The 12,346-nt window shown below is 51.0% G+C and carries 8 protein-coding genes; 3 read left to right on the top strand and 5 right to left on the bottom strand.

All coding sequences use genetic code 11. The annotated features are described in order from the left end of the window. Positions 1-97 precede the first annotated feature (97 nt). The gene (locus tag DW800_RS06830; protein ID WP_119957927.1) at positions 98-3,067 is read left to right on the top strand and encodes a PEP/pyruvate-binding domain-containing protein; all 2,970 of its coding nucleotides are present in this window, start codon (positions 98-100) and stop codon (positions 3,065-3,067) included. Position 3,068: 1 nt separating this feature from the next. Here the strand turns inward: DW800_RS06830 and DW800_RS06835 are convergent, their stop codons facing one another. After that, positions 3,069-4,136, bottom strand: coding sequence for a metallophosphoesterase (locus DW800_RS06835; RefSeq protein ID WP_165859891.1), 1,068 nt, complete (start codon positions 4,134-4,136; stop codon positions 3,069-3,071). 70 nt (positions 4,137-4,206) lie between these two features. Here DW800_RS06835 and menA point away from each other — a divergent pair, with 70 nt between their 5' ends. Further along, the gene (menA, locus tag DW800_RS06840) at positions 4,207-5,118 is read left to right on the top strand and encodes a 1,4-dihydroxy-2-naphthoate octaprenyltransferase (RefSeq protein WP_119957928.1); all 912 of its coding nucleotides are present in this window, start codon (positions 4,207-4,209) and stop codon (positions 5,116-5,118) included. 46 nt (positions 5,119-5,164) lie between these two features. Here menA and rfbB read toward each other — a convergent pair whose 3' ends face one another. From rfbB to DW800_RS06855, 3 genes are all read right to left on the bottom strand, one after another. Then, positions 5,165-6,307 (bottom strand): dTDP-glucose 4,6-dehydratase, encoded by a 1,143-nt coding sequence (gene rfbB, locus DW800_RS06845; RefSeq protein WP_005827045.1) that lies wholly within the window; start codon positions 6,305-6,307, stop codon positions 5,165-5,167. A gap of 87 nt (positions 6,308-6,394) precedes the next feature. Beyond that, a complete protein-coding gene (gene rfbA / locus DW800_RS06850; RefSeq protein WP_005827046.1) occupies positions 6,395-7,267 on the bottom strand; it encodes a glucose-1-phosphate thymidylyltransferase RfbA in 873 nt (290 codons plus the stop codon). A gap of 364 nt (positions 7,268-7,631) precedes the next feature. Continuing rightward, the gene (locus DW800_RS06855; protein WP_005827049.1) at positions 7,632-8,126 is read right to left on the bottom strand and encodes a metallophosphoesterase family protein; all 495 of its coding nucleotides are present in this window, start codon (positions 8,124-8,126) and stop codon (positions 7,632-7,634) included. A gap of 91 nt (positions 8,127-8,217) precedes the next feature. Here DW800_RS06855 and DW800_RS06860 point away from each other — a divergent pair, with 91 nt between their 5' ends. After that, positions 8,218-10,278 carry an RNA degradosome polyphosphate kinase gene (locus DW800_RS06860; RefSeq protein ID WP_119957929.1) on the top strand — a complete coding sequence of 687 codons (2,061 nt, stop codon included), beginning with the start codon at positions 8,218-8,220 and terminating at the stop codon, positions 10,276-10,278. Between the two features lie 27 nt (positions 10,279-10,305). On the opposite strand, the gene DW800_RS06865 is transcribed toward DW800_RS06860, so the two are convergent. Further along, positions 10,306-12,333, bottom strand: a complete 2,028-nt coding sequence (locus DW800_RS06865) for a glycoside hydrolase family 97 protein (RefSeq protein WP_081027257.1) — start codon at positions 12,331-12,333, stop codon at positions 10,306-10,308. Between the last annotated feature and the right edge of the window lie 13 nt (positions 12,334-12,346).

Below are 12,346 nucleotides of genomic sequence, written 5' to 3' on the forward strand. Positions count from 1 at the left end.
ATTACGCATAAATATAAAAAAAACGGTCGAAAAACTATCCGAATAGGTTCGATTTCTATTACTTTTGCCTTCCGAAACCAACAAATCATGAGAAGCCATGCTCAGTAAGTTCAAATTAAACCAGCTCTATTTCAAGGACACACAGTTTGCCAACCTCATGACACGGCGCATTTTCAACGTCCTTCTGATAGCCAATCCTTACGATGCTTTCATGCTGGAAGATGACGGCCGCATCGACGAAAAGATATTCAATGAATACACTTCGCTCTCCTTGCGCTACCCTCCCCGTTTCACGCAGGTTTCCACTTGCGAGGAGGCGCTGACACAGCTGTCCTCCATCTCTTTCGACCTCATCATCTGCATGCCGGGCACGGGAGACAACGACAGCTTCGACGTGGCACGATACATCAAAAACCTGTATGAACAGATTCCGATGGTGATACTTACCCCTTTCAGCCACGGCATCACCAAGCGTATTGCCAATGAAGACCTCAGTCCCTTTGAGTATGTGTTCTGCTGGCTGGGAAACACCGACTTGCTGGTTTCCATCATCAAGCTGATAGAGGACAAGATGAACCTGGAGCACGACGTCAACGAAGTGGGTGTGCAGCTCATCCTGCTGGTGGAAGACGGCATCCGCTTTTACTCCTCCATCCTGCCCAATCTGTATAAATTCGTATTGAAGCAGAGCCAGGAATTCTCTACCGAAGCACTGAATGCCCACCAGCGCACACTGCGCATGAGGGGACGTCCCAAAATTGTACTGGCACGTACCTATGAAGAAGCCTTTGGCATCTACCAAAAATATAAGAATAATATATTAGGTGTCATCACCGACGTACGCTTCCCCCGCGTAGAACGGGGCGAGAAGGACGGACTGGCCGGTATCAAGCTCTGTGCCGCCATCCGCAAGGAAGACCCGTTTGTACCCCTTATCATACAGTCCAGCGAATCGGACAACGTAGCGTATGCAGCCAAATACGATGCCGCCTTCATCGACAAGAATTCCAAAAAGATGGATGTGGACCTGCGCCGTATTGTATCAGACAATTTCGGCTTCGGCGACTTTATCTTCCGCAACCCGGACACGCTGGAAGAGATTGCCCGCGTAAAGAATCTCAAAGAGCTGCAGAACATTCTTTTTGCTGTTCCGGCAGAATCATTCCTTTACCACATCAGCCGCAACCACGTCAGCCGCTGGCTCTACTCGCGTGCCATGTTTCCCGTGGCAGAGTTCCTGCGGCCCATCACCTGGAATAGCTTGCAAGACGTGGATGCCCACCGTAAAATTATCTTCGAGGCTATCGTGAAATACCGCAAGATGAAAAACCAGGGAGTAGTGGCAGTCTTCAGGCGCGACCGCTTTGACCGATACTCCAACTTTGCCCGTATTGGCGACGGTTCGCTGGGAGGCAAGGGGCGCGGATTGGCTTTCATCGACAACCTGGTGAAGCATCACCCCGAGTTCGAAGAGTTTGAGAATGCCCGTGTCGCCATCCCCAAGACCATCGTGCTCTGTACCGATGTGTTCGACGAGTTTATGGATACCAACAATCTGTATCAGATAGCCTTGTCCGATGCCGACGATGACGTCATCCTGCGCTACTTCCTCAAAGCAAAGCTGCCCGACCGCCTGGTGGAGGACTTCTTCACCTTCTTCGACGTGGTGAAGTCGCCGCTTGCCATCCGTTCGTCCTCGTTGTTGGAAGACTCGCACTACCAACCCTTCGCCGGCATCTACAACACCTACATGATTCCCTATCTGGACGACAAGTACGAGATGCTGCGCATGCTGAGCGATGCCATCAAGGGAGTATATGCTTCGGTCTACTTCCGCGACTCGAAGGCATACATGCAGGCAACGAGCAACGTTATCGACCAGGAAAAGATGGCTGTCATCCTGCAAGAGGTAGTGGGCAACCAGTATGGTGACCGCTACTACCCCAGCATGTCCGGTGTGGCACGTTCGCTCAACTACTACCCCATCGGCGACGAGAAGGCAGAAGAAGGTATCGTCAATCTGGCGCTCGGTTTAGGTAAATACATCGTGGACGGTGGCATGACGCTCCGCTTCTCGCCCTATCACCCCAACCAGGTGCTGCAAACCAGCGAAATGGAGATTGCCCTCAAAGAGACTCAGACCCGCTTCTATGCCCTCGACCTGCGCAATGCCGGTCACGACTTCTCCATCGACGACGGCTTCAACCTGCTGAAACTGCACGTCAAAGAAGCGGAAAAGGACGGAGCACTGAACTACATAGCCTCCACCTACGACCCTTACGACCAGATTATCCGCGACGGGCTTTATCCCGGCGGACGCAAAGTCATCACCTTTGCCAACATCCTGCAACACGACGTATTCCCCCTGCCACGCATCCTGCAACTGGCTTTGAAATACGGAGAGCAGGAGATGCGCCGTCCCGTAGAGATAGAGTTTGCCGCCACCATGAGCCGCGAGAAGGACAAAACCGGCACCTTCTACCTGCTGCAAATCCGCCCGATAGTCGACACCAAGGAGATGCTGGATGAAGACCTTACCGCTATTCCAGACAACCAGGTACTGCTCCGTTCCAACAACTCATTGGGACATGGCATCATGAACGAGATACATGACATTATCTATGTGAAGACAGACGACTATAGTGCCTCCCACAACCAGGAGATTGCCTGGGAGATAGAGAAGCTGAACCAGCAGTTCCTAGACGAAGGCCGCAACTATGTCCTTGTAGGTCCCGGACGCTGGGGTAGCAGTGACACCTGGCTCGGCATCCCCGTGAAGTGGCCGCACATCAGCGCTGCCCGCGTGATAGTGGAAGCCGGACTAACCAACTACCGGGTAGACCCCAGCCAGGGAACCCACTTCTTCCAGAACCTGACCTCCTTTGGAGTGGGATACTTTACCATCAACGCCTTTATGAATGACGGCGTATACAACCAGGAATTCCTGAATGCACAGCCTGCCGTACACGAGACGAAGTACCTGCGGCATGTACATTTCCACCAGCCGATGGTGGTAAAGATGGATGGCAAGAAGAAACTGGGAGTGGTGCTGATGCCCGAAGAATAAATCAGTCCGTCAGCCGGTGCAGCACAATCATCACCACCTCTGCGGGGGCAAACATGCGGATGGCCTTCTGCGAAGTGCCGATGCCGTTGGTGACAATCATCGGGATGTTCTTTGAGTTGTACTTCAGCCCGGAGAGGAACCGCTGCCCGTAGTGCGAGGGGACTATCGGTGCATAAAGCCCGAACAGCGTCACCTGCCCGCCATGCGTGTGTCCGGCCAGAATGAGGTCGGAGTTTGTCACCGGGACGTCCTCGGCATAGTCCGGCGTATGCGTCAGCAGGATTACGAAATCGTCGGGCGAAAGGCCGAGTGTGGGCGATGTGCCGTTCTTGGCCAAGTCGAAAGGATTGCGCACGCCCGCCACAAGAATCCGCTCGCCGCCACGCCGCAGGGTGTCCACCTTATGCTCCAGCAGATGCATGCCATAATGCCTCATTTCGCGCACGATGTCGTCATAGCAAGCCTCGTAGTCATTGTTGCCAAGCACGGCATAGGTGCCCAACGGCGTCTTCACTTGCGCCAGGGCAGCCATGACGGGCGGCACGTACTGGCAGCCTTCGTGAAAGTCACCGCCAATCAGCAGCACGTCGGCCTTCTGGTCTATGAGCAGGCGGACCAGGTCCTTCAATCCCTCCTCCTTCAGCAGGCTTTTGTAGTGCAGGTCGGAGACAAAGGCGATGCGGAAGCCCTCGAAGGCGGCAGGCACGTCGCGATGCGTGAAGTCGTACGTCTTAATGCGGCTGACGCCCTTATAGGCCGAGCCTACGTGGGTGGTTTTCGATGTGATTCTTGTACCTCGCTGCACAATTACCTTTTGTACCGGTGCCGTTTTCTTTATCTGCTGTTTCTTTACCTCGCCCTTCGCCGGCTGGCGGCGGACATTACGCAAATCAGACTGGTCAAAGGTGAACATCGGCGAAAGGCGGGCAGGCAACCCGATAGTATCGCCAAGCTGCGTGCTGTCTGCCTGCATGACTGACTGCGGCAACGACACGGTAATCATCCGCTTGGAACGGCAGGAAGACAAGAGCAGCAGAGAAAGAATGGATATGTAGACTAACTTCTTCATCATAAGTGGGTACAAATATAGGGATTTTCAGTATTTTTGCTGGCAGATGCCGAACTAAATTGGAACTACGATGAACGAGATTAAACAGAATTCACCCTACGCATGGTTTCTCGCCGCCCGCCCCAAGACGTTGACGGGAGCCATCATCCCGGTATTGCTGGGCAGTGCCCTTGCCTTCAGCGACGGACAGTTCAAGACCGCACCCGCCCTGCTGTGCGCCCTCTTTGCCTGCGGCATGCAGATTGCCGCCAACTTTATCAACGACCTCTTCGACTTCCAGAAAGGGACCGACCGTCGGGAAGACCGGCTGGGGCCGCAGCGCGCCTGCGCCGAAGGTTGGATTACGCCGGCAGCCATGAAAACCGGCATCGGCATCGCACTGACACTGTCGTGCCTGGCAGGGCTGGCAGTGCTGTTCACCGTCTGGGGGCAGCTGCCCCACGGAGGCTGGGAACTGGTGGTGCTGGGCGTGGTATGCATACTGTTTGCTTTCCTCTATACCACGCTGCTCTCCTATCGGGGCTGGGGCGACGTACTGGTGCTGGTGTTCTTCGGCTTCGTGCCCGTATGCGGCACCTACTACGTGCAGGCCTATACGCTGAATATGGATGTGGTGGTGCTGTCGCTCGTCAGTGGCCTCGCCATAGACACCTTGCTGATGGTGAACAACTATCGCGACCGCGAGCAGGATGCCGTGAGCGGCAAGTGTACGCTGGTGGTACGCTACGGCAAGAAGTTCGGTGAGAATATGTATCTGGCACTGGGCACCGCCGCCGTGCTGCTCTGCTTCTGGTTTGTCTACACGGGCAAGCTGACTCCACTGGAATTTATCTGGGCTCCCTGCGTCTATCTCTATATGCACGCACTGACGTGGCGCAAAATGATACAGATAGGTAGCGGTAAAAAGCTGAACAGCATACTGGGCGAGACGTCGCGCAATATGCTGTTCTTAGGATTACTGTTAGCGGTGGCGCTGAATTGAGAGGTTAGAGGTTAAGGATTAGCGGTTAGACCCTAATCCCTAAACCTTAACCTCTACCTCCATACATCTGTTCGTAATACTTCTGATAATCACCGCTGGTCACTTCTTCCACCCACGGCTGGTTGTTCAGGTACCATTCAATGGTCTTGACGATGCCGACCTCGAACTTCGTCTCCGGATACCAGCCCAGGGCATTGGTAATCTTTGTGGGGTCGATGGCATAACGCTGGTCGTGACCTAGGCGGTCTTTGACGAAGGTGATAAGGTCTTCGTTTATCCAGCTGATGTCAATCGTGCCGTCGGCGGCTTTTACTTGTTTCTTCAGCACTGCACGGTAACGGGGTTCTTCCTCCATCAAGCGGCGGACGGTGGCAATAGTCAGCTTCACGATTTCAAGATTGGTCTTTTCGTTGTGACCGCCTACGTTGTAGACTTCGCCTTCCACACCCTCGCGGACAACCAGGTCGATAGCTTTGCAGTGGTCTTCCACGTAGAGCCAGTCACGCACGTTACTGCCGTCGCCATAGACGGGGAGGTTCTTGCCTTCGAGAATATTCTTGATGATAAGCGGAATCAGCTTTTCGGGGAAGTGATAAGGACCGTAGTTGTTGGAACAGCGGGTGATAGTGACGGGCATCTTATAGGTATCGTGATAGGCCATCACTACCATATCGGCACTCGTCTTGCTGGCGCTGTAAGGGCTGTGCGGGCAGAGCGGGGTTTGCTCTGTGAAGTAGCCTTCGGCACCAAGTGAGCCGTAAACTTCGTCGGTAGACACTTGATGGTAACGAACGCCTTTGCGCCAAGTGGGATAACCGGACTCGTCCTTACCCGTGACCCAGGCACGGCGGGCGGCATCGAGCAAGTTTTGTGTACCCAGGATGTTGGTCATCAGGAAAAGCTGGGGATTCTCTATGCTACGGTCTACGTGGCTCTCGGCAGCAAAATTCACTACGTAATCGAATTTATACTTGGCAAACAGTTCGTCGGCAAGCACGCGGTCGCAGATGTCACCTTTTACAAAAAAGCAACGTTCATCGTCAATGTCATTGGCAATGGTGCCCAGATTGCCTGCGTAGGTCAAGGCATCCAGTATCACCACTTTAATATCATTATGTTTTGCCAGGATATATTTAATATAGTTGGCGCCGATAAAACCGGCGGCACCGGTTACGAGATAAGTCTTCATGAGAATTAAAAATTATAAATTAAAAATTAAAGTCAGCGGGCCTTTATAGGAGAACTATTCTCCTTCTCTTTTTGGGGAACAAAGAGTTCATCGCTTCGATTCAGCCAGTTCCATCAGGTATTTGCCATATTCGGTCTTGCCAAGCTGTTCACCCAAGCGATACAGCTGGTCTACATCTATCCAGCCCTTGCGCCAGGCAATCTCTTCGATACAGCTCACGCGGAAGCCTTGACGGTTCTGGATGGTGGCGACAAAATTGCTGGCTTCCAGCAGGCTGTCGCAATTGCCGGTGTCGAGCCAGGCAAAGCCACGGCCGAAGAGCTCCACTTTCAGCGTGCCCTCGTCCAGATAGAGACGGTTGAGGTCGGTAATTTCGTATTCGCCGCGAGCAGAGGGCTTCAAGGAGGCGGCTTTCTCTGTCACGGTGGAGTCGTAGAAGTACAGTCCGGGGACGGCATAGTTGCTTTTAGGATTGGCAGGCTTTTCTTCCAGCGAGACGGCTTTGCCGTTGGCATCAAACTCCACTACACCGTAGGCACGGGGGTCCTTGACGTAATAACCAAAGATGCAGGCACCCTTGTCTATGGAAGCGGCACGCTTCAGCATGGCGGAGAAGCCTTGACCGTAGAACATGTTGTCGCCCAGAATAAGGCAGCCCGGTCCGCCGTCCAAGAACTCTGCACCCAGCACAAAGGCTTGTGCCAGTCCGTTGGGATTCTCTTGTATCTTATAGGAAAAGGACATACCGAGTTCTTCGCCGGTTCCCAGCAGCTCGCGGAACATGGGTAAGTCACGTGGAGTAGAGATAATAAGCACTTCGCGAATTCCCGCCAACATCAGTGTAGAGAGCGGGTAGTATATCATCGGCTTGTCGTAGACGGGCATTATCTGCTTGGAGATAGCCTTGGACAACGGATAGAGACGAGTGGCACTGCCACCTGCAAGAATAATTCCTTTCATATTTCAGTTCTTTTTCGGTGATACTTCAAAATGGAGAATAAAATAAGAAGGAGGACGATGCCCCACGGCTCTACTTGCTATTCGGGTACAAAGATAATGGAAAAATTCGATTAAGTGAAGGCTTGGTTTCATCTTTTTACTTCATTGCTTTGCTTACTCCGGTACATTGTTTTGCTTACTTCAGTGCGTAACGGCCGTCACCCCTTGATGAAACGGTCTTCACCTCAGCGTGTAACGACCTTTACCAAATAGTGTAACGGCCTTTACCCAATAGCGTAACGACCTTTACATTAGCATGTAACGGCTTTTACACTACAGCGTAAACAATCGGTAAATACAATCCATTGAAAATAAACAAACTACATCATCGGTCAGCAAGTTCTATCACCTCCAAATCTTTAAACGTTCCCCCATCAACCGCAAAGCGTACCATCGTACGCACCTTATGGAAACCTTGAATGCCCGCAGCGCCCGGATTGATGTGGAGTACATCCAACGTCTTGTCATACTTCACCTTCAGTATATGCGAGTGCCCGCTGATGAACAGCTTTGGGGGACGCACCAGAATGCTGCCCTTGATGGAAGGGTCGTAGTTGCCGGGATAACCGCCGATATGCTTCATCAGCACCTCCGCCCCATCCACCGTGAAACGGAGAATCTGCGGATAGAGCTGCCGTATCTCCTGCCCGTCAATATTGCCATACACGGCACGGAAGGGACGGAAAGCCGCCAGCTTCTGTGCCACTTCCAGCGAACCGATGTCACCGGCATGCCATATTTCGTCACAGCCCTCAAAATATTGCAGGTACTTTTCATCCCAGTAGCCATGCGTATCCGATAATAAACCAACTTTTGTCATCTTTCCTTTGTTTATTAAGACAAAGGTAATTATATTTGGGAAGAATACAATGTGGTAATGTGCTAATATGCCACATTAACACCTTAACACCATGGACAACAGATATTTCAAACGTGACATCAGCTGGCTTTCCTTCAACTACCGCGTACTGCTGGAAGCGGAAGACGAGACATTGCCGCTATACGAACGCATCAACTTTATTTCTATATACTCTTCCAATCTGGAAGAATTCTACAAGATACGCGTAGCCGACCATAAGGCCATAGCCACCGGAGCCTCGCAAAGCGATGAAGAGACTATGCAGTCTGCCGCCGAACTGGTAGATGAAATCAACCAAGAAGTCAATCGCCAACTGGAGGAACGTATCCGCATCTACGAACAGAAGATACTGCCCGCCCTGCGGAAACATCACATCATATTCTATCAAAGCCGCAACGTAGAACCGTTTCACCGCGACTTTGTGCGCAGCTTCTTCCGCGAAGAGATATTCCCCTATCTGGCCCCGGTGCCCGTAAGCAAGGACAAGGTGATTTCATTCCTGCGCGACAACCGTCTCTATCTAGCCGTACGGCTTCATCTGAAAGGAGCTCCCGCCAGTTCTCCAAACCGCATCCAGTATTTCGTGATGAAACTGCCGTACAGCAAAGTGCCGCGCTTCATCCAGCTGCCCAAGGTGGGGAAAGACTATTATCTGATGTTCATTGAAGACATCATCAAGGCCAATCTGGATACCATCTTCCCCGGTTATGAAGTGGACAGCAGTTATTGCATCAAGATTTCACGCGATGCGGATATTCTGATAGACGATGCCGCCAATACCTCCGAAATCATCGAGCAGGTGAAGAAGAAGGTAAAGAAACGCAAGATAGGCGCCGTGTGCCGTTTTGTATACGACCGCGCCATGCCCCAGGACTTCCTCGACTTTCTGGTAGATGCCTACCGCATAGACCGCCGGGAGCTGGTGCCGGGAGACAAGCACCTCAACATGGAGGATTTGCGGCATCTGCCCAATCCCAACCAAAGCGTACGTCCCATCAAGAAACCCCAGCCCATGAAGCTGACCTGCCTGGACGAACGCGAATCCGTCTTCCGCTATGTGGAGAAGAAGGACCTGCTGCTGCATTATCCCTACCACTCCTTCGACCACTTCATCCATTTTCTATATGAAGCCGTCCACGAACCCACCGTGCGTGAAATCATGGTGACCCAGTATCGCGTGGCAGAGAACTCCACCGTCATCAACACCCTGATAGCCGCCGCACAGAACGGAAAGAAAGTCACCGTCTTTGTGGAACTGAAAGCCCGCTTCGACGAAGAAAACAACCTCGCCACCGCCGAGATGATGAAAGCCGCCGGCATCAACATCATTTTCAGCATACCAGGACTAAAGGTACATGCCAAAGTAGCCCTCGTGCTACGCCGCGATAAGGAAGGGCGCAAACTGACAAGCTACGCCTACATCAGCACCGGCAACTTCAACGAAAAGACCGCCACCCTCTATGCGGACAGCGGACTATTCACCTGCAACCCGGTGATTGTAAACGACCTGCACAACTTGTTCCGTACTCTGCAGGGAAAGGAAAATCCAGTGTTCCACCGCCTGCTTGTGGCCCGCTTCAACCTGATTCCTGAACTGAACCGCCTCATCAATCACGAAATAGAACTGACCCGGCAAGGCAAGCAAGGACGGATTATCCTAAAAATGAATGCCCTGCAAGACCCCGCCATGATAGACCGCCTCTACGAAGCCTCGCAAGCCGGTGTAGAGATAGACCTCATTGTCCGCGGCATCTGCTGCCTCATCCCCGGGCAGGAGTACAGCCACAACATCCGCGTGACACGCATCGTGGATACCTTTCTGGAACATGCCCGTGTGTGGTACTTCGGCAACGGCGGCGCACCCAAGCTCTTCCTCGGCTCGCCGGACTGGATGCGGCGTAACTTGTACCGCCGTATCGAAGCCGTCACCCCCATTCTGGACCCGGACTTGAAGCAAGAGCTCATCGATATGCTATCCATACAACTGTCGGACAAACGGAAAGCCTGCTTTGTGGACGACCGGTTGCGAAACCGCTGGAAGTCGTCGCGACCGCAAAAGGAGAAGGTACGGTCGCAATATAGCTTTTACGAATACTTGAGAGAGAAAATATAAACAACTCTGCCCCAATATACCTCCGGCTCAACTGTCTTTTATAGGACACAGACGTACGGCAGTTCCTCCACTACGTGCTTGCCGAATGGTGAGGGTATCACTATAAGTCACTTCGCGCTCTTCTATAAGTATAGCAGCAGGACATGTCTCATAATCGGCCTCAGGAGCATCACGATAAATAGTAGCCAGATATCTTTTATCTGTATCGAGAAAAGACAGACTGATATTAGCCGTTCGTTCCTCATCTCCCGTGATACTGCCTATATACCAGCATCCCTCTCCTTTATCACAACGGGCAATAGTAACATAACTGCCAATGCATGCTTCCGGCACCACTGTTCTGCTCCAATCTGTAGGACAAGATACTATAAAATTAAAAGGTTCCGGATTAGCCTCGTAATTCTCTATTTCATCCGAAGCCATTTGTAACGGTGAATAGAGCACCACAAACAGCGCCAATTGTTTGGCCAGTGTGGTATGTACACGTGTCTGTGGCATTACATCGTTAACAAACCGAAACGTCACCGGTGTAAAGTCCATCGGGCCTGCCAACCCACGAGTGAAAGGCAATATTACGGTATGAGAGGGAGGATTTCCACCATCTACATCCCAAGCGTCCCATTCTTGTCCACGTACTCCCTCTTGTGTCATCAGATTAGGAAAAGTACGCTGCAAACCTGTAGGAATCACCGGTTCATGATTATCAATACAGATACGGTGACGGGCAGCAGCCTCTATTACCTTGCGATAATGAAGTACACCAAACTGACTGCTATGATATTCTTTCCCATCAAGCAAATCGCCCACATAACCCGTTTTTACTTGATGCACACCATATTTCTCATAGAACTTGAAACCATCTTCCATCTGATTTTCATAATTGGAAACATTACCGCCAGTTTCATGATGTCCTATCAAAGCTACTCCTTTGCTACGCCCATAGTCAGTAATACGTTGTATATCAAAATCGGTATAAGGTTTTGTGAAACTAAACTTCCAAGTAGCCCAGTCTTCATTCCACCCTTCCACCAGTACACCTCCCAGGTTATTGGCAGCAGCAAAATCGATGTGACGCATTGTATTCTCTGTTGTGGCCCCATGATGGGGACCGGCATGCCAGGTGTTATGCTTCATGTGATAAGTCCACCAAATTCCAATATAGCGCATAGGTTGTATCCAGGAAGTATCGGTTATACGACAAGGTTCATTAAGATTTAACATGAGACGGGAAAGAAGCAAATCACCGGCAGATTCAGCCACTATCATTGTACGCCAAGGAGATACACGGGTATCGGTAACACGTACTTTCTCACCTGTACTCCAAGGTGTAAGAGCCGCACGTAATGTAACCGTTTTATTATCTTCAACTTGTTCAACCGGCTTCAAGTTCATGGCAGCATAATCTGTAAGATTTGCTTCATGAATAGCCAAATAAAGGCTATCTGTTGTCTCAATCGTCACCGGAGTGCTTACCCATCCCATCTTACTAAGAGTTTTTTTCTCAAATAAGGCCTCGTAAAAACGAACTCCTTTCACTGGAATACTCCAAGCATCATAATCTGCAGGAAAAACGAATTCAGTCACTTCGTCATCAATAAGAAACTCTTGTAGCTGTTGCTGGCGCGGGAACTCATACCGGAATCCCATCCCATCATCAAAAAGACGAAAAATAATATTCAGTTCCCGCTCCAACGATGTTTCTTCCTTGAGGCATACCCTCAATTCATTATAATGATTTACAATTTCAGCCTCTTCCCCCCATACTGGTTGCCACACATCATTATGCGAATCATGCTTAACCTCTTTTAGAACGAAACCAGTCAAAAGATCTGGCGCATCCTTCAAAACCAATCCCAGACGTGAAGGAAGTAAAATATTCTTCCCCGCATGTCTTAAACAATATCGGGGAGCACCTTCTTCATCAAGTGTAAACTCTAAAGAAAGTTTTCCATTTGGAGAGGTCAACTTGATATGTTCCTGCTGGCATGAAATCATCCATAGGCCTAAACATAAAGCAAGTATAATCTGTAGCGTTTTTTTTAGTTTCATAGTCATTACCGAATTTAAT

The organism is Bacteroides sp. AM32-11AC (genome assembly GCF_003603515.1).
GTDB classification, from domain to species: domain Bacteria; phylum Bacteroidota; class Bacteroidia; order Bacteroidales; family Bacteroidaceae; genus Bacteroides; species Bacteroides uniformis.